The sequence below is a fragment of the Shewanella sp. BJSY2023SW007 genome, from assembly GCF_047314525.1.
GTDB classification, from domain to species: Bacteria; Pseudomonadota; Gammaproteobacteria; order Enterobacterales; family Shewanellaceae; genus Shewanella; species Shewanella chilikensis.
Genome location: NZ_JBKORL010000013.1, coordinates 1 through 17258, shown reverse-complemented (window position 1 = coordinate 17258; position 17258 = coordinate 1). Strand labels below are relative to the sequence as shown.

The 17258-nt window shown below is 52.5% G+C and carries 19 protein-coding genes; 9 read left to right on the top strand and 10 right to left on the bottom strand.

What is annotated here, in order from left to right; genetic code table 11:
* Positions 1-359: 359 nt before the first annotated feature.
* Complete coding sequence (locus ACMHXE_RS02930) at positions 360-608, top strand: DUF3297 family protein (RefSeq protein WP_101057490.1); 249 nt, start codon at positions 360-362, stop codon at positions 606-608.
* Positions 609-923: 315 nt separating this feature from the next.
* On the opposite strand, the gene ACMHXE_RS02925 is transcribed toward ACMHXE_RS02930, so the two are convergent.
* From ACMHXE_RS02925 to ACMHXE_RS02880, 10 genes are all read right to left on the bottom strand, one after another.
* A complete protein-coding gene (locus ACMHXE_RS02925; protein ID WP_101057487.1) occupies positions 924-1568 on the bottom strand; it encodes a DUF799 domain-containing protein in 645 nt (214 codons plus the stop codon).
* Entirely contained in the window at positions 1565-1924 is a 360-nt protein-coding gene (locus ACMHXE_RS02920) for a DUF4810 domain-containing protein (protein WP_101057484.1), read from the bottom strand. Before ACMHXE_RS02920 ends, ACMHXE_RS02925 begins: the two co-directional genes overlap by 4 nt.
* Entirely contained in the window at positions 1921-2241 is a 321-nt protein-coding gene (locus tag ACMHXE_RS02915) for a hypothetical protein (RefSeq protein WP_413731329.1), read from the bottom strand. The genes ACMHXE_RS02920 and ACMHXE_RS02915 overlap by 4 nt, the downstream gene beginning before the upstream one ends.
* Positions 2241-3209, bottom strand: a complete 969-nt coding sequence (locus ACMHXE_RS02910) for a CsgG/HfaB family protein (RefSeq protein WP_101057480.1) — start codon at positions 3207-3209, stop codon at positions 2241-2243. The genes ACMHXE_RS02915 and ACMHXE_RS02910 overlap by 1 nt, the downstream gene beginning before the upstream one ends.
* 349 nt (positions 3210-3558) lie before the next feature.
* On the bottom strand, positions 3559-4362 hold the full coding sequence (gene trpA, locus ACMHXE_RS02905) for a tryptophan synthase subunit alpha (protein WP_248952089.1): 804 nt from the start codon (positions 4360-4362) through the stop codon (positions 3559-3561).
* Positions 4359-5588: a tryptophan synthase subunit beta gene (gene trpB, locus ACMHXE_RS02900; RefSeq protein ID WP_071238359.1), complete on the bottom strand. Its 1230-nt coding sequence runs from the start codon at positions 5586-5588 to the stop codon at positions 4359-4361. The genes trpA and trpB overlap by 4 nt, the downstream gene beginning before the upstream one ends.
* A gap of 58 nt (positions 5589-5646) precedes the next feature.
* Positions 5647-7035 carry a bifunctional indole-3-glycerol-phosphate synthase TrpC/phosphoribosylanthranilate isomerase TrpF gene (gene trpCF / locus ACMHXE_RS02895; RefSeq protein ID WP_101057478.1) on the bottom strand — a complete coding sequence of 463 codons (1389 nt, stop codon included), beginning with the start codon at positions 7033-7035 and terminating at the stop codon, positions 5647-5649.
* Positions 7032-8108 carry an anthranilate phosphoribosyltransferase gene (trpD, locus tag ACMHXE_RS02890; protein ID WP_413731326.1) on the bottom strand — a complete coding sequence of 359 codons (1077 nt, stop codon included), beginning with the start codon at positions 8106-8108 and terminating at the stop codon, positions 7032-7034. Before trpD ends, trpCF begins: the two co-directional genes overlap by 4 nt.
* Positions 8101-8703, bottom strand: coding sequence for an aminodeoxychorismate/anthranilate synthase component II (locus ACMHXE_RS02885; protein ID WP_208128200.1), 603 nt, complete (start codon positions 8701-8703; stop codon positions 8101-8103). Before ACMHXE_RS02885 ends, trpD begins: the two co-directional genes overlap by 8 nt.
* A complete protein-coding gene (locus ACMHXE_RS02880; protein ID WP_413731324.1) occupies positions 8700-10259 on the bottom strand; it encodes an anthranilate synthase component 1 in 1560 nt (519 codons plus the stop codon). Before ACMHXE_RS02880 ends, ACMHXE_RS02885 begins: the two co-directional genes overlap by 4 nt.
* 355 nt (positions 10260-10614) lie before the next feature.
* Between ACMHXE_RS02880 and rnm the strand changes: the two genes are divergently transcribed.
* From rnm to ACMHXE_RS02840, 8 genes are all read left to right on the top strand, one after another.
* Positions 10615-11475: an RNase RNM gene (rnm, locus tag ACMHXE_RS02875; protein ID WP_028780247.1), complete on the top strand. Its 861-nt coding sequence runs from the start codon at positions 10615-10617 to the stop codon at positions 11473-11475.
* Positions 11472-12092 carry an L-threonylcarbamoyladenylate synthase gene (locus ACMHXE_RS02870; protein ID WP_025010668.1) on the top strand — a complete coding sequence of 207 codons (621 nt, stop codon included), beginning with the start codon at positions 11472-11474 and terminating at the stop codon, positions 12090-12092. The genes rnm and ACMHXE_RS02870 overlap by 4 nt, the downstream gene beginning before the upstream one ends.
* A gap of 77 nt (positions 12093-12169) precedes the next feature.
* Positions 12170-12961, top strand: a complete 792-nt coding sequence (locus ACMHXE_RS02865) for a segregation and condensation protein A (protein ID WP_413731322.1) — start codon at positions 12170-12172, stop codon at positions 12959-12961.
* 11 nt (positions 12962-12972) lie between these two features.
* On the top strand, positions 12973-13563 hold the full coding sequence (scpB, locus tag ACMHXE_RS02860) for an SMC-Scp complex subunit ScpB (RefSeq protein WP_025010666.1): 591 nt from the start codon (positions 12973-12975) through the stop codon (positions 13561-13563).
* Positions 13564-14436, top strand: a complete 873-nt coding sequence (gene rluB, locus ACMHXE_RS02855) for a 23S rRNA pseudouridine(2605) synthase RluB (RefSeq protein WP_025010665.1) — start codon at positions 13564-13566, stop codon at positions 14434-14436.
* Between the two features lie 283 nt (positions 14437-14719).
* Positions 14720-15736: a sialidase family protein gene (locus tag ACMHXE_RS02850; RefSeq protein ID WP_413731320.1), complete on the top strand. Its 1017-nt coding sequence runs from the start codon at positions 14720-14722 to the stop codon at positions 15734-15736.
* Between the two features lie 367 nt (positions 15737-16103).
* Positions 16104-16466 carry an SMI1/KNR4 family protein gene (locus ACMHXE_RS02845; protein ID WP_413731318.1) on the top strand — a complete coding sequence of 121 codons (363 nt, stop codon included), beginning with the start codon at positions 16104-16106 and terminating at the stop codon, positions 16464-16466.
* Between the two features lie 171 nt (positions 16467-16637).
* Positions 16638-17075 (top strand): hypothetical protein, encoded by a 438-nt coding sequence (locus ACMHXE_RS02840; protein WP_101057469.1) that lies wholly within the window; start codon positions 16638-16640, stop codon positions 17073-17075.
* The last annotated feature ends 183 nt before the right edge of the window (positions 17076-17258 follow it).

Genomic DNA, 17258 nt, shown 5'->3' with positions numbered 1-17258 from the left:
GGGGATAACCCACTCCATGATATCGGTGCAGGCTTTGGCTTTGCGCCGATTTTTCTTGGGGCTTTCCCAAGCGCTATTTCTATCGGGTTTGGGGATGAGGTATTTGGTCGAACACGCAACTTCAGTTGCTGGCTCATCGCATACGCAGTTAATCTTTTGGAATGAGGCTCTATTGATTAACATATCAACGGGCGTGCAATCGAGTCAGATAAAGTTTAGCCCATGGCCAAACAACCAAATTGGCTGATTGGATTGATAAAAAGGGCATAATCCGTGTGGATAAAGCCATTCGCCACTATTGAGGTGGGTTGGGGGATTGCCTACAATATCGCGAGTTTTATTTACCCAAGATGAAGATTATGACCGATACCAAAGTACCACCCACTCTGCCGGATCGCCTTTCTATCAACCCACGCAGTCCACACCATGTGGCCGAAGTATTTGAGTTCGATGTGGGCATTCGCATCAATGGCAAAGAGCGCAATGACGTGGAAGAATACTGCATCAGTGAAGGCTGGATTAAAGTCGCCTCTCACAAAGCACTCGACCGCCGCGGCCAGCCCTTGTTGATGACCATCAAAGGCACAGTAGAAGCCTTTTATAAGTAAGCTTTTTAGCTGTAAATATTGCATAAAGGGCCATCTGCAAAGATGGCCTTTTTATCAGTGAGTACCTTGTTCTGAGATATTCGCTCAACCAATGTCGTAAATCCATTTTTTGGGCAGTAACGCGTAAAAATCTAATAAAATTCAGATGTTTGTTTAAAGTTGGCCCGGCGGCGGTGCAGAATTCTCGACAAAGTTTGTATGTTTAAAAAAACGCCCCGGATTGAAACCAGCTTAGGCTTTTGTCGTTTGTGACGCCTAAAAAAGCCAGGGAGGACCCTGGCTCGAGCAAGCACAAAGCTTAACAGATTTTTTGAGCTACTTAATCTCTTTGGGTTTGTATGGACCATTAGGTAAGTAGGTCGATTGATCGCTATAGAAAACCTGGTAGTTAGCCATCCGGGTAAGAGGCATATAATCGGGAGCCGCGCGGTTAATTGTTGCTGTGATGACAGCCCCTATGAGATCGGCCAACGGGTTACCGGTAGAACTATTTTGGGGGGTATATTGCATTTTTTTTGAGGTTTGCCAAATCGTATCCCCGGTTTTGTTTTTGAATGCGTATGTAAACTCTACTTCTGTCGTACTTGAAATAAGCATATATGTGGTATCCCACCGCTCTATCGTGACATACAGAACCACATCTGCACCAAACATTTGTACCAAAGAGGTCACGGGTAGCTGATGTATCTCTTGAGGCTCGTAAAGACCTTCATATTCAAGGATTGTCTTCACTGTATTCGATGGATAGACATAGTAACCTTTCTCTGCAAGCATTACAGGTAAAGAGCTATACACAGCAAGCGGCGCATCGACATCAACGCTGTGGTTTATGACTGGGAGTATCAGAATTGAGCTTGGCTTGTGTTCTTCAAAACCAGTTTGACGTGGAGCTGTCGTTGTTTGACATGCGGAAAGTAAGGCAACTAACGCAACTGAAAAAGTTAATTTGATAAATTTCATTGCTTATTACCGTTTTGACGTTGAAGGTTTTGCACTAGAGTCTTCATTAAGGCTGCGCTCTCCGGCCATGTATTCGCTTCTTTTTCATAAAACGATATTGCTCCGGTTATATCGCCTGATTTTAGCTTGAAAGTTCCGACTTCAGCATATAACCCAGGTGCTGGTCGTTGTTTATTATCTTCAATTTGTTTCAGGTGATCTTCAAGTGCTATAGGGAACTCCTTAGCTGCGACGGGATCGTGATAGTATTCGTACAGGCCTTCATCATAAACTCCCCAGTTATATAACGTTGTCGATTTACAGCCAGCTAAGCCAAACACTACCAATACACATAGGCCAAGTTTGAGACGGCTCATTTGATCAGGACCTCTTTTGTCACACCATCGGATACATAGATTTTCTGCGATGAAATAACAGTATCACCATTCAGGATCTCAATAATGTGAGTACCAGGAAGAATACGCAAAGCTTGAGTACCATTAGTGAATGGCGCGACAGGTCCATTGTCTAGTCCGTCAACTATTACACGCATTCCTTCTACACCAGAATTATCGTTTACTTTAAATATAATTTGAGGACGATTGTCTACAGTTGAACTGCTAGTGGTTGGCATTTGTACACAACCTACATTGAGGGATAAAACACTCAGTATCAGGGCTAATTTCAACTTCATTATTTCGCCTCCACCACATTAAGTTCTGTGTATTTAAGACCATCAATTGAACCGCTGGAAATAGTGGTTATTGCGCCTTCGTTTGTTTCATTGTCGCCAAAAAGCTGTATTACTGAAACAGTAGCGACTTTCTTGCCAGGTAATGTAATATCGAAACCAGTTTGTTTGGACTTTACGACTTTTCCCTGAGTTTCGATATTAAAACTCATTCCTTGTTTTATACCTTGTGACTTACCGCCACTGATGTAAATCATCCCGTCTTCAACAGCTAGAATGTCGGTTTGCCAAGGACGGGTTTGCATTTCGGCGGTCAATTTGCTGATAGCATCTGATATCGCGTTAGAAATCGCAGCATCATTGAGTGTTCCATCGTAGGCAGCTTTAGAACCAAAGCCTGCAACAGAAGCGGCCTCAGAACTACTTTCCCCTGCTCCTGATAGAGAATGGTAAACCAGCCCAGTTTTGCTATCGACTAAGCGTAAGTCAACTTTAGCAAAGGCGACTTGTTTTTTAGTGGAAGAAAGAAATCCACTTTTCCCTTCTGTTTTACGGCCAAATTCAGTGAGAGAGCCGATTATTAAAGTATCAACACCTACTAGGTTTAACTCTTGTCCAGTAAGCTTTGCCTCATCTTTAAGGCGCTCAATATCTGGACGTTCAAACACGAGATATTGGCCTGACTCTGTCAGAGCTTTTGACAACATGTCGGTCACTTGCTTACCAAGTACATCGCCTTTGTCATCTCGCAAAAGGCTTTTGCCGTAGATGGTTTCATTAGTAATTCTGCCAAGAGCTAATTTACGTTTTAGGATAGGATTGGTAACCGATGCCTCCATGGCTGCTTTTTGTGCTTCAATTTGAGCTTGTTGAGAGTGAGGGCTTTCCTGGGACTCAACTTGTGGAGATTGGGTTGCGCATCCACTGAGAGCTAAAGCGAGTGCGCTGGCAGTAAATAAACTGCGTTTCATTTTTGGGTTCCTTAATTATGGGTTACATTTTGCAACGTAAGTTTATTTAATGTAAATATTTTTTTGTGGGTTAATGTTCACATTTTATATTGATACTTTGGCCCCGCACATTCCCTAAGTTTGGGAGCATTAATAGAGTGCTTAGCCTATAACTTTAAGAAACAGTGTGAGACCAAGTACTTTAAAGTGTTAAAAAAATGACTCTTTTATTTTGTTTATCTTACAAAAGATGGTATTTGAAGATATCCCGTTGCCTGGTTGAAAATCAAGTGTAAATGAGCGTATTGGGTTGTGCATGACATAAAAAAGCCAGGGAATACCCTGGCTGGAGGATTAAAGAGGGCTGAGATTAGCTGGCGTCCTTCATGGTACGGGTAAAGTCGGCCAAAGTGCTCAATAGCATATCGGGCGCATTTTGGTGTTGTTCAATGATCCTGACCACAGCAGAGCCCGAGATGGCACCGGCGGCGCCGGCGGCAATTGCGGCGCTGACCTGAACCGGCTCGGCGATACCGAACCCCAACAGTGGAGGCGGCGCATCGAAGGCTTTGAGCTTGGCCAGTACCTCATCCACCGGCATACCTGCCTTATTGTCGGCGCCTGTTACCCCGGCGCGGGACAGCAGATAGGTGTAGCCTTCAGCGGCTTCACTCACCGCCTTGAGGGTATCATCATCGGCATTGGGTGGCGCAATAAAGATAGGCGCTATGGCATGGGCCTTGGCGGCTTCTATAAAAGGTGCGGCTTCCTCAACCGGCACATCGGCTATCAGCACTGAATCCACCCCGGCCTCGGCGGCGCGGCGATAGAAGTTGTCGATGCCGTTGGCGTATACCAGATTGGCGTACAACAGCAGGCCGATGGGCAACTCGGGATAACGGCTACGTACCTCGGCGATAAGCTCGAAGCACTTGGCTGGAGTAGTGCCCGCCGCCAGCGCCCTTAAGTTGGCGCCCTGGATCACTGGGCCATCGGCCAACGGATCGGAAAAGGGGAAGCCCAGCTCAAGGGCGTCGGCACCATGGGCAATCAGGGTGTCGATAATCTGCAACGACAGCTCAGGGCCGGGATCGCCCAGTGTCACAAAGGGAACAAAGGCGCCGCGGCCTTCGGCCTGCAGCCGGGCAAAAGTGGTTTGATAACGTGTACTCATGCCTGTGACTCCTGTGATTTATCTGACTGCGCAGATGCAGCCTGGCGCTCTGCCAGGATATCGGAAACGGTAAATATGTCTTTATCGCCGCGGCCGGAGAGGTTAACCACCAGTATGGTTTCTTCGCGGCACTCTTTGGCCAGCCTGATGGCATAGGCCAGCGCGTGGGCCGACTCCAGCGCCGGAATAATCCCTTCGCTACGGGCCAGTAACTGAAAGGCTTCCAGCGCCTCCTCATCGGTGGCCGACTCATAGGTTGCGCGTCCGGTGGCGTTGAGGTGGGCGTGTTGCGGGCCGACAGAGGGGAAATCCAACCCGGCAGAGATGGAGTAAGATTCTTCTATCTGGCCGTTGCTGTCCTGCATCAATGGCGCCTTCATGCCAAAAAATATGCCAGTCTTGCCGTGCCGCAGCGGCGCGCCGTGCATCGGCGTATCTATGCCTTTTCCGGCCGGCTCAACGCCTATGAGGCGCACCGAGGCTTCATCTATGAAGTCGGCAAACATACCTATGGCGTTGGAGCCGCCGCCGACACAGGCAATGACGGCGTCCGGCAGTCGGCCTTCACGCTCAAGGATCTGCGCCTTGGTTTCGGCGCCTATCATGCGCTGGAACTCCCTGACTATGGTGGGGAAGGGGTGAGGCCCGGCGGCGGTACCCAGCAGGTAGTGCGCCTTGTCATAGCTGCCGGACCAGTCGCGCATCGCCTCGTTGCAGGCATCTTTGAGAGTGGCAGAGCCTGAGGTGACAGGAATGACCTCGGCGCCCATCAAACGCATGCGGAACACATTAGGGCTTTGGCGCTCCACATCTTTGGCGCCCATGTAAATTTTACACTTAAGGCCCAGCAGGGCGCAGGCCAGGGCGGTGGCCACCCCGTGTTGACCGGCGCCGGTTTCGGCGATGATCTCTTTTTTACCCATGCGCTTGGCCAGCAGCGCCTGCCCCAGCACCTGGTTGGTCTTGTGGGCGCCGCCATGCAGCAGATCTTCCCGCTTGAGGTAGATTTTCACCTTGTCATTGGGTGACAGGTTACGGGTCAGGGTCAAGGCGGTGGGGCGCCCGGCATAGTTTTTCAAAAGCTCGGTGAACTCGGCCTGAAAGGCGGGATCATTCTGGGCTTCGACAAAGGCGCTTTCCAACTGTTTCAGCGCCGGCATCAAAATCTGCGGCACATACATGCCGCCGTATTCCCCGAAATAGGGGTTGAGTTTTAACTCGCTCATACTGCTTTCCTTAGGATACTTGTTGCGCCTGTCTGACAGGCGAATACTGTTGTTCTTGTCAGGCTTTGAGCTGCTTAAACACCACCTGCAGTGCCGCTCTGTCTTTGATGCCGGGGGCGCTTTCCACCCCTGAGTTAAAGTCCAGCCCGAAAAAGCCCTGGGTGGCAGCCAAGGCGGCGTTGTCCGGACTCAGGCCACCGGCAAGCATGGCACGCTCACGCTGGGCAAGCCCTTGCTGCCAATCGAAATGTTTGCCGGTACCACCAAAGCTGTCGCCGCTTTTACTGTCATAGAGATAGCGGTCGGCGCCTTCCGGCAAGGTTGGCAGCTCGCCGCCGTCGACATTGACCGGGACTGCCTTCCAGATCTCGGCCTGATGCCCGTTTTGCTCAAGCAGCAGCTTGAGCTTGGCAATATCTTCACTTGATTCACTGCCATGAAGCTGCAGCGCGCTCAGTTTCAGTTCATTGGCCAGCTCGGCCATCTTAGCCGGTGATTCATTGACAAAAACCCCTACCATTGCCAGTTTACGCGGCTGCTCGGCGTTATAACGGCACAGCTCGGCGGCGTGGGCGCGGCTGACACAACGGGGGGACTTGGCGGCGAAGATGAGGCCGCCATAGACGGCACCGGATTTTGCCGCATCCAGCAGATCCTGCTCTCGGGTCAGGCCACACACCTTATTGTTGCCATAGATAAGGCGGCGACAGGCCAGATCCAAATCGGCCTCGGCCATCAGCGAGCTGCCTACCAAAAAGCCGTCGACCAGCGGGCTGAGTCGGCGTACATCCTCACGGCTGTAGATCCCGGATTCGCTGATGATCAGTGTCCCCTCGGGGATCTTGGGGGCTAAGTATTCTGTCATTGCCAGATCTGTACTCAGATCCCTGAGGTTGCGGTTGTTGATGCCAATAATCGGCGCGCCCAGAGCCAGCGCACGCTTGAGCTCTTCCTCGTTGGAAACTTCCGTGAGGGTGTCGAGGGCATATTGCTCGGCTTCGCTCGCCAGCAATCGATACTGCTCATCGCTGAGTACCGATAGCATCAGCAAGATGGCATCGGCGCCCTGATGGGCCGCCAACTTAACCTGATAAGGCGAAACAAAAAAGTCTTTGCACAATACCGGCTGTTTGATTCTGGCCCGCACCTTGGGCAAATAGCGAAAGTCCCCCTGAAAGAAGGCTTCGTCTGTCAGTACCGACACCGCGGAGGCGTAGCGGCTGTAAACATCGGCAATGGCAACCGGATCGAAGTCTTTGCGGATAAGCCCCTTGGAGGGGCTGGCCTTCTTGCATTCCAGAATAAAGCCGGCGCCTTTTGCACTGAGTGCCTGATACAGGCTGCGATCCGACGTCTTGGGCGTCAGGCTATCTTCGGGAAAACGCAGCTTTAGGGCTTCAATATGCTGCTGCTTGGTGGCGACGATACGCTCAAGCACGTTACTCATGATATAGCTCCTGCCTTGCTGGGTTGTGGTGAGTTGGCGTCATTGTTTTCAGTCTGGGTTTGGTGGGCCTTGTCCGCCAGGGCGTTGAGTTTGGCGCAGGCGCGGCCATCATCCAGGGTGGCCAGGGCCAGTTGGGTGGCCTGTTTGAGATTGTCAGCCTTGCCGGCGAGATAGAGCACGCAGGCGGCATTGATAGCCACGGCGTGACGCTGGGCGGCGCTGCCTTTACCGGCGAACAGCGCTTGGGTAATAAGGGCGTTTTCTGCCGGGGTGCCGCCTTCCAGCTCGGCCAGCGTCGCCTGTGGCACGCCAAAGTCTGCCGGGGTGAGGCGATATTCCACTATCTCTGCACCCTTGAGTTCGGCCACCTGGGTTTCGCCGTGCAGCGCCACTTCATCCAGGCCGCTGCCGTGAACGACCATGGCGCCTTTGACGCCAAGGGCCCGCAACACCTCGGCGATGGGGCGAACCAAGCTCGGGCTGTAGACCCCAAGCAGCATATAGTCGGGGCGAGCCGGATTAATCAGCGGGCCGAGTACATTGAACAGGGTGCGGGTCTTGAGCGCCTGGCGCACAGGTACCGCATGCCGCACTCCACCGTGATAATGGGGCGCAAACAGAAAACACAGGCCGTTGTTTGCAAGGTGTTTGGCGGCGCACTCGGGCGACATGGTCAAGTCTATGCCGAACTGTGCCAGCAGATCGGAAGAACCCGACTTACTGGACACTCCGCGGTTGCCATGTTTGGCAACATTGACCCCGGCTGCGGCGGCAACAAAGGCGGCCGTGGTAGAGATATTGATGGTGTTGTGGCCGTCACCGCCGGTGCCGACAATATCTACTACCCTTTGGCATTGGTGCGGAAACGGCTTGGCGGCGGCCAGCAGGGCATCGGCGGCGCCGCTGATCTCGTCTATGGTTTCGCCCTTGAGCTTGAGCGCGATCAGCATGGCCGCCATCTGGCTTTCACTGAGCTTGCCGTCGATAAGCTCGGCAAACAGGCTGGCGGCTTGGCTGCGGCTTAAGGACTCGCCCCGGTACAGGCGGTCGAACAGAGGTTGCAGTTCAGTCATGGCAGGTTTCCTCGCGGCTCATGGTCAGGTATTGCAGTGTTTGCACCAGCAAGGTGCTGCCAAGGGTGGTGAGAATCGATTCGGGGTGGAACTGGAAGCCGACGGCGGCATCACAGCGATGGCTGATGGCCATAGGCATGCCTTCGGTGGTGGCAATCACCTCCAGGCAGTCGGGCACCTTGGTTGCCACCAGCGAATGATAGCGGGCCACAGGCAAGGGGGATGGCAGGTTGGCAAACAGGCCGTCGCAGTTGTGCTCTACCGGGCTGGCCTTACCGTGTACCACTTGGGGGGCACGCTCAACCTTGCCGCCGTAATGTTCAACCAGGGCCTGGTGACCAAGGCAGATACCGAGAATCGGCAGTTTGCCGGCCAGCAGCGCAATAAGTTCCATCATGCAACCGGCTTCTCCGGGGGCGCCCGGGCCGGGAGACAGAATAAGCGCCGCCTGCCCCGGCTCCGCCAGCATCCGCTCGGCGAGCGACTGAGCACTGACATTATTGCGATACACCAGCACTTCAAAGCCCAGGCTGCGGAACTGATCCACCAGGTTGTAGGTGAAGGAGTCGAAGTTATCCAATAGATAGAGTTTCACAGGCCACCTCCCATCTTGATTGCACTGATCACTGCCTGCGCCTTTTGCGCGGTTTCGTCGGCCTCGGCCTGGGGATCTGAATCATAGACCACTCCGGCCCCGGCCTGGATGTGCGCCATGCCTTCGCTGACGAAGGCGGAGCGGATCACTATGCAGGTGTCCATATCACCAAGGGCGTTGAGATAACCTACGGCGCCGCCATAGCTGCCGCGGCGCTGCTGCTCGGTTTCACGAATGAGTTGGGCGGCGCGCACCTTGGGGGCGCCCACCAGGGTGCCCATGTTCATGCAGGCCTGATAGGCGTGCAGGGCGTCGAGATCTTCCCTAAGCTGCCCGGTTACCCGGCTGACCAGATGCATCACATGGGAGTATCTGTCTACCTTCAGCAGCTCGGCTACTTTACGACTGCCGCTCTGGCTGATGCGGGCGATATCGTTGCGGGCCAAGTCCACCAACATGATGTGCTCCGACAACTCTTTCTTATCGAGTCTCAGTTCCAGCTCTATTCGGCTGTCGAGATCGAAATCTATCTCGCCATCCGGGGTCTTGCCGCGTTTGCGGGTACCGGCGATGGGGTAAACCTCAACCTGATTGCCCTTGGCTTCATACTTGAGGGCGCTTTCCGGAGAGGCGCCAAACAGGGTGAAGTCGGCGCTGCGCAGGTAAAACATATAGGGGCTGGGGTTGGTCAGTCTCAGTGCCCTATAGGCGCCCAGAGTATTGGGGCAGGGCAGGCTGAAACTGCGTGATGGCACAACCTGAAAGATATCACCGGCGCAGATATGCTCCTTGAGGCGGCTCACCTGGCGGCAAAAATCGGCGTCACTGATATTGACGCTGGCCTCGGCATGTACGCCGCTTAAAGGGGCAACATCTTCCAGCAGCTGGCAGTTGGTTTCTATGGCATCCAGTCTGGCGCCAAGCTCGGCTTGCACCTCGCTGTTACCATTAAACTCCATCACCACGGCTTCGGCGCAGCCCTTTTGGTGATCTACCGTTATCAGGGTTTCAGCCAGATAAAACAGATAGTCGGGGCAGTGGTTGGCGCCCTGGCTTACGCTTGGCAGCGGCTCTGTGTTGGCGATAAGGTCGTACCCCAAAACGCCGCCCAGAAAACCGGTTTCAAACTGGCTCTCGTTTTCATCAACCAGACCCTGCTGCAGTAATCTCAGGCCATCGAGCGGCGAGCCTGCCTTGAGTCTGGCATCTTCATCCAGCTCGGCAGTGATGGGGCGCAGCACGACCTTGAGGCTCTGCTGCTCCAGGCTGACCTCACCGCGCGAGTTAAAGAAGTCGTGAATCGCGGGCAGCAGTCCGGCGCCGTTGTCTGTCAAAGCCTCGAAGCTCAAGGTCGACCCGTCACAGCGAATGGCCAGCGCCGCGTGGCTGAGGATAATGCTTTTCAGGTGATCCTTGCTGTCGATTTCGGCCGACTCCAGCAACATGCTGTGAGGCTTGTCCCGCGTCAGTTGCTGATACAGTTTCAGGGGATCGTCGTAATAGGGCAGTGACCGCGTCTGGCGGTGTACTCTGGCGATTGGCTCGATTCTGTTCATCTGTCCTTCCTGTTGTTCCGCTGTTTAGCCTGGCTGCGGGGTTTTCCTGACCGTTAAGCACAAAAAAGCCCGCAATCTCTTGCGGGCTCTTTGTTGAATTTGGCTGCGTTATTTTCAATCGTGCACAGCGCTTCACACTACCCGCGTTAAGGGAAGTGCCACCACCAGATGATGTTGAGTGAAGCGTTGAAGTGTGTCATTGAAAATTTGTCCTCTCGACGTTTGACCTATAGAAAAACCCAGCTGCCCGCCAATGTCAATTGAATATTTTTAATTTATGCAAATTTCTGCCAATTTGCCGTCGCCCAGCGGAGATAAATCGCATTTTGCCAACAAAACCAAGTACAATAGCGCTATGATAACTGAAAATACTTTGGCCGATCTTCACAGCCATACCACAGCCTCAGATGGCCAACTGACACCGTCTTTGCTGCTCGAACGCGCCCTGGAAAAGGGGGTTGAGCTGCTGGCGATTACCGATCATGACACAGTCGCCGGGCTGGATGAGGCCCATGCCTTCAATGCCGGGCAGAGCGCGCCTTTGACCCTGGTAGACGGGGTTGAGATCTCTACCCGTTGGCACGCCTATGATATTCATATCGTGGCGCTGGATATCGACCGCCACGACGAAAACCTGCTTGTCTTTCTCGAGCGTCAACGTGAGCTCAGGGAAGAGCGGGCTCGCGAGATAGGCGCAAGGCTTGAAAAGGCCGGTATTCCAGGGGCTTACGAAGGCGCCAGGGCGCTCGCCGGTGATGCGGCGCTGAGCCGTGGCCATTACGCCCGTTTCCTGGCCGAGCAGGGGCACGCGCCGGATAGCGCCAGCGTGTTCAAGAAGTTTCTCGGCCGTGGCAAAACAGGCTATGTGCCCAACAACTGGGGTGAGATGGCGACGGCCATAGAGGTGATCCACAACGCAGGTGGAGTGGCCGTGTTGGCCCACCCCAGTGGCTATCAACTGTCGGCCAAGTGGCTCAAACGCCTGGTGCGCGAATTCAAGGCCGCAGGTGGTGATGCCATGGAGGTGGTGCTCGGGCAGCAAACCACAGACGACAGAAATAATTTAGGGGCGCTGGCCACTCTTAACGGCCTCTACGCCTCGGTGGGATCCGATTTCCACTTTCCCGGCCGCTGGCTGGAACTGGGCAAGAATCTGTATCGGCCCCAGGGATTGAACTGGGTCTGGCAATGCAAGCAATGGACAATAACTAAATGAGTCAATTTTTCTACGTACATGAGGTGAATCCTCAAACCCGTCTGATAAGCCAGGCGGTGAGCATTCTGAAAAGCGGCGGGGTCATAGTTTACCCCACAGATTCCGGCTATGCGCTGGGTTGTATGATTGGCGATAAAGACGCCATGAGCCGTATCGCCAGAATTCGCCAGATAGACAATGATCATAACTTTTCGCTGATGTGTCGCGACTTATCTGAGCTGTCGACCTATGCCAGAGTCGATAACCAGGCGTTTCGCATTCTGAAGAACAACACACCGGGTTGTTACACCTTCATCTTCAAGGCCACCAAAGAGGTGCCAAGAAGGCTACAGAACGAAAAGAAACGCACCATAGGCATTCGGGTGCCGAACAATGTTATCGCCCTGGCGCTGCTGGAAGCTCTGGGTGAACCCTTGATGTCCACCAGTCTTATTCTGCCCGGCAACGACTTTACCGAGTCGGATCCCGAGCATATCCGCGATATTCTCGAACATCAGGTAGATGCCATTCTTCACGGCGGTTACCTGGGCGAAAAGCCCACCACAGTGATAGACATGTCTGAAGGCGAAATGGTCATAGTCCGTGAAGGCAGTGGCGATATCAGCCCATTTCTTTAACCGCTCAATAAAGGTATAATCGCGCGTTTGGTCGGCCTATGCCGCCTTAAGGATGCTGCCAGAGGAGAGAAAACGGCTTGAGTGAAGGCGTTCAACAAAGTCTGCCGCTTGCCGTAGTGCGGGGTGAGGCGCTTAGAGAGCTGCCTGCCGATCTCTTTATTCCTCCCGAGGCGCTTGAGGTGTTTCTTGAGGCGTTTGAAGGGCCGCTCGACTTGCTACTGTACCTGATCCGCAAGCAAAAAATGGATGTGGTAGATCTGCCCATCCACAGGATCACCGCCCAGTATCTTGAATATATCGAGCTGCTGCAGGGCGCTAGGGTAGAGCTGGCGGCCGACTATCTGGTGATGGCGGCAACATTGGCGGAAATCAAGTCGCGCTTGTTGTTGCCAAGGCCGGAGCTGGAAGCCGAGGAAGAGGAAGACCCCAGAGCCGTACTGATCCGCCAACTCAAGGCTTATGAAGCCATCAAAGAGGCGGCGGTGCGGCTGGATGAACTGCCCCGGCTCGAGCGGGACGTATTCCAGGCCAAGGCGGGCAAGGCGCCGGATATCAAGCCCTTGCTGGTGCCGCCGGATGTGTCTTTGGCCGAACTGGCCCGTGCCTTTGGCGAGGTACTCAAGCGGGTGGAAGCCGTCACTTCTCACCAGGTGCAGCGCGAGCAGCTCTCTACCCGGGAGCGGATGAGCCAAATTCTGGCCATGCTCTCCAGTGAGCATTACACCCCTTTTGAAGCCCTGTTCAAGGTGGAAGAGGGGCGCGCCGGAGTGGTGGTCAGCTTTCTGGCATTGATGGAATTGGTAAAGGAACTACTGGTGGAACTGATCCAGGCCGAACCTTTATCGCGAATTTATCTCAAGGCGTACTGACGGGAGCCGACTTGGCGAAGATTAACGACCTTCAGCTGAAACAACTGATCGAAGCCAGCCTGTTTGTGCTGGCCAAGCCCATGACCTTGAAGGCGCTGAGAGAAACCGTGCTGGCCGATTTCAGTGTCTCCCGCGAGCGTATTCGCGCCGCGGTGGATGAATTGACCCTGGATTATCAGGAGCGCGGAGTACAACTGGTCAAGGTCGCCGGCGGTTATCGGTTTCAGACCCGCGACAGCCTCAGCCCCTTGCTGCAACCTCTGTGGCAGGAGCAGGCGCCCAAGTACTCCAGGGCAACATTGGAAACCCTGGCGGTTATCGCCTACCGTCAGCCTGTGACCCGCGGCGAAATTGAGCTGGTCAGAGGGGTGGCTGTCGGCAGCCAGATTATCAAGAATTTAACAGACAGACGCTGGATCCGCGTTGTGGGGCACAAAGAGGTGCCGGGAAGGCCTTCGTTATACGCCACCACTACAGAGTTTCTGGCTTACTTCGGTCTGGACAGCATAGCGGATCTGCCGCCTCTGTCTGACGCCGAATCATTAGAGGCGGTATTTTCGGGGATGAAAACACCGCCGGAACCCTTAGAAGAGTCAACTTGAATGAGCGAAAAATTGCAGAAAGTCTTGGCCCGTGCAGGCCATGGCTCCCGTCGTGAGATGGAGGCATGGATTGCTGCAGGTCGCGTGAGTATTGACGGAGAAATCGCCAAACTGGGTGATCGCATCGAAGCCGACGCCAAGGTACGTATCGATGGCCGTGCGGTATCGCTGAAATCTGCCGATGATGTGATCTGCCGGGTACTGGCCTACCACAAGCCGGAAGGGGAGATCTGCTCGCGCAAAGATCCCGAAGGCCGGCCCACAGTATTCGATCGTCTGCCCCGCACCCGAGACAGCCGCTGGGTTGCAGTGGGACGTTTGGATATCAACACCTCGGGTTTGTTGCTGTTCACCTCAGACGGTGAACTGGCCAACCGCCTGATGCACCCCTCCAATGAAGTGGAGCGTGAGTACGCCGTGCGTACCTTCGGTGAAGTGCCGGAAGCGGCGCTGCAGCGTTTGCGCAGCGGCGTTATGCTGGAAGATGGCCCGGCCCAGTTTGACCACATCAAGGCCGCCGGTGGCGAAGGCATCAACCAATGGTGGCACGTTACCCTGCGCGAAGGGCGCAACCGTGAAGTGCGTCGTCTGTGGGAATCCCAGGAAGTGCAGGTGAGCCGCCTTATTCGGGTGCGTTACGGCATGATAGAACTGCCCAAGAGCCTGCCTCGTGGCGGCTGGGTCGAACTGCCGCTGGAGCAGGTCAACTACCTGCGCCAACTGGCGGGCATGGATCCGGAAACCCGCTCCATGCTGGGTGCCGACAAACACAGCGTGGCCCGTAACAAGGTACGCAGTGCCAAGGTGCGCCGCGCCGTGCGTAAACACAAGACGGCGGCGGGCAAGCCCAAACCAACCCGGCAGCGCAGCTGATACTGCCAAGGCTTTCGGCAGTGTGTTAAAGCTTGTCGATAGCTTATCTAATCCCATCTAAAGATGTGATTCCAATGCAATGAAAGGTCGCCGCGGCGGCCTTTTTTGTTGCTCGTTTTCTTAGCTTTTTGCCACTGTTTCTCGCTGCTTTTTTGCCATAGTTTTTGCCATAGCTTTTTACCAAAGTTTTTTGCCATCACTTTTTACCGTAAAAAGTTCACTTACCTTGGCGCAGTTCAGTCATGGTATAAGATAAAGGAACAGCAACTCAGGGAGCCAAGGCATGCAGCTGATCTCACACACAAAAATTTGGGACCAAGGCGAACACAACGCCTTTTGCGATCTATGCCGCTGGCAGGGGGCGCTCTACTGCGTCTTTCGGGAGGGCCAAGCCCATGTGTCTGATGATGGTGCGCTGAGAGTGCTTAAATCCAGCGACGATGGCCAAAGCTGGCAGGCCGAGGCGCTTATTCAAAGTGAGCTTGGCGATCTGCGTGACGGCAAACTGCTCGCCCATGCCGGCCGTTTATGGCTTTTTGGCGCAGCCTCCAAACATGGCAAGGCGCCGCTGCAGTCTTTGATGTGGCACTCGCTGGATGGCATCAACTGGTCGGCCCCCGAAAAAGTCGCCGATACCGGATACTGGCTCTGGCGGGTGACCGAGGCTGAAGATGGCCTCTATGGCGTGGGTTATCGCCCCGGCGCCGATGGTGATGTCAGGCTCTATCGCAGTGAGCGCTTGCAAGCATCACAATCCGGCACGCTGCAATTTACGCCCTGGGTGGCCCCCTTGCAAAATGACGGTTATGTCAACGAATCATCACTGCTGTTTCGGGGCGGCGAGCAGAGTCGCTCTAATCAAACCTCTTCAGATACAGAAGCGCTTTGCCTGCTAAGGCGCGATCCAGTGTGGGACGCACAAGAAACCGGGCTGCTCGGTAAGGCCAAGGCACCTTTTAAAACCTGGCAATGGCAGCAGCTCAGTTGCCGTATCGGTGGTCCGGTGGCCTTTTTCTATAACGACCGCCTGTTGGCCGTGGTGCGCCTCTATGACAATAAGGTGCGCACCTCGCTGGTGGAAATCGATAGCGCCACAGCCAAGGTCACCGAGCTCTTAACCCTGCCATCCGGCGGCGATACCAGCTACGCAGGTATCGAGCTGGACGGCGATGAACTCAAGCTGGTGTACTACTCAGGCCATGAGGGCAAAACCGCCATCTATTTCGCCCGTATCGGGCTTAAAAAGGTTAAAGTACCAACCAACAATACCTGTCTGCTCGACACCAGCCAGCGTGACTGAATCAGGTTTAATAACAGGGAAAATCGCTTTAGATTTCAAAGTCAGTCAATTGGTACGCAAGCTGTTGATTTTTTATGCAATAAAAAAAGGTGTCCAAAGACACCTTGTTACTTTGAATTGGTGGATGTGGCACTTGTTGAGCCAATTCTCTAACACACTGATTCTTATAGAAACCTGACGAGGTTTATGTAACACAGAGTGTAGCACATTTAATCCTGAATTTATTACCTATAGCAAATGGGAAATTGATTTCATGAACTATTTGTCGAAATTGTTTCCGCCTACATTATCTGAATTCGGGAGTAACAATGGTAATCCGTTCTTTGATATTTGACGTGCTATAATTTTGTGAAAAGGATTAATGGTAATGGATAAAAATAGTATTTTGAATGAGATAAAGCTTATAGAAAAAAAACACGGTATTAAATTGCCAGGTAAGTATAAAGAATTTTTGTCTGAAGAGGTGATGGACAAAGATTTTTATGAAATTGAAAGGTGGGATGGTGATTTTGTTTATATTTTCAATTATAAAGATGTCTCTGAAAGGAATGAAACATACAATATACAAAAGATAGAATCTGATTACTTTTTAATAGGTCAAGATGGTGATCTTGGATACTTTGTTTATTTAAAAGATAACGATAACAAAATTTACAGTTTAGATCTTGGAGCACTCGGCAGCTTAGATATGGATGAAGAAGCAAAAGATCTATATGACTTAAGTTCATAGTTTTTATTATTCGCATTTGCTTTTGCTAAATGATCGTTCCTAATTGTGCTCCATTTTCATGAGACCACGCTCGCTACCAGGGAGTCCAAATGCTGGGGTCTATGATGTTGCAGGGGGAGGTGGAAATCATGCAAAGTTGATTTTTGAAGAAACATTGAACAAGTTAGGTGGATGATGGATAATTTAAGAATTGGCAGTTTAATGGCTGTTCCTTATGGAAATGGAAAACTAGCGTTGTGTCAGGTGGTTTGGATATCTAACGTTATCAATAATTGTATCGGATTTATAGTACTTTCAACATCTTATGATGATTCTAATGTTGAGAACAATAGAGCTCTCGAAATCGACTTGCCTGTGGGTAAGATAGTTACAATATATGCTAGCATCGACAATGTTTTTAATGGGAATTGGCGTTTAGTTGGTTTTTCTAATGTCAATAATCTAGATGAATATATAACGCATAATATTGGTGGGAATCTCTACAAAGGTGATGTTTTTGTGAGGGTGCTAGATAAGAGCGAAATCAATAATTACAGAAAGGTATTAAATAGTGGTAACAAAGCTGTTGATTTGATTCTGTGTAGGTTTGATGAGATCTATAATAAGTAATTAAATAAAGACAGCCAATAAAGACAGGATAGTCAAACTTTTTGATGTTTTCCCGAATGGCAGGACAACAAAAATACAGGACAGCCATATCTTTTTGATGTTTCGCCCAGCCTTGACTAGGCTTTGAAATACCCATCAAAGCTCAGTCGAGGTTGGTTATGACCACCGCCCGTCGCCAGTTGA

Bases quoted from the DNA above. Each gene is read 5' to 3' on its own strand.
- trpD (WP_413731326.1), bottom strand. From the start codon at position 8,108: ATGACTGAACTGCAACCTCTGTTCGACCGCCTGTACCGGGGCGAGTCC.
- ACMHXE_RS02850 (WP_413731320.1), top strand. From the start codon at position 14,720: ATGCAGCTGATCTCACACACAAAAATTTGGGACCAAGGCGAACACAAC.
- ACMHXE_RS02915 (WP_413731329.1), bottom strand. From the start codon at position 2,241: ATGAAGTTGAAATTAGCCCTGATACTGAGTGTTTTATCCCTCAATGTA.
- trpA (WP_248952089.1), bottom strand. From the start codon at position 4,362: ATGAGTACACGTTATCAAACCACTTTTGCCCGGCTGCAGGCCGAAGGC.
- rluB (WP_025010665.1), top strand. From the start codon at position 13,564: ATGAGCGAAAAATTGCAGAAAGTCTTGGCCCGTGCAGGCCATGGCTCC.
- ACMHXE_RS02870 (WP_025010668.1), top strand. From the start codon at position 11,472: ATGAGTCAATTTTTCTACGTACATGAGGTGAATCCTCAAACCCGTCTG.
- ACMHXE_RS02840 (WP_101057469.1), top strand. From the start codon at position 16,638: ATGATGGATAATTTAAGAATTGGCAGTTTAATGGCTGTTCCTTATGGA.
- ACMHXE_RS02930 (WP_101057490.1), top strand. From the start codon at position 360: ATGACCGATACCAAAGTACCACCCACTCTGCCGGATCGCCTTTCTATC.
- rnm (WP_028780247.1), top strand. From the start codon at position 10,615: ATGATAACTGAAAATACTTTGGCCGATCTTCACAGCCATACCACAGCC.
- ACMHXE_RS02880 (WP_413731324.1), bottom strand. From the start codon at position 10,259: ATGAACAGAATCGAGCCAATCGCCAGAGTACACCGCCAGACGCGGTCA.
- trpCF (WP_101057478.1), bottom strand. From the start codon at position 7,035: ATGAGTAACGTGCTTGAGCGTATCGTCGCCACCAAGCAGCAGCATATT.
- ACMHXE_RS02845 (WP_413731318.1), top strand. From the start codon at position 16,104: ATGGATAAAAATAGTATTTTGAATGAGATAAAGCTTATAGAAAAAAAA.
- ACMHXE_RS02910 (WP_101057480.1), bottom strand. From the start codon at position 3,209: ATGAAACGCAGTTTATTTACTGCCAGCGCACTCGCTTTAGCTCTCAGT.
- ACMHXE_RS02925 (WP_101057487.1), bottom strand. From the start codon at position 1,568: ATGAAATTTATCAAATTAACTTTTTCAGTTGCGTTAGTTGCCTTACTT.
- ACMHXE_RS02920 (WP_101057484.1), bottom strand. From the start codon at position 1,924: ATGAGCCGTCTCAAACTTGGCCTATGTGTATTGGTAGTGTTTGGCTTA.
- trpB (WP_071238359.1), bottom strand. From the start codon at position 5,588: ATGAGCGAGTTAAAACTCAACCCCTATTTCGGGGAATACGGCGGCATG.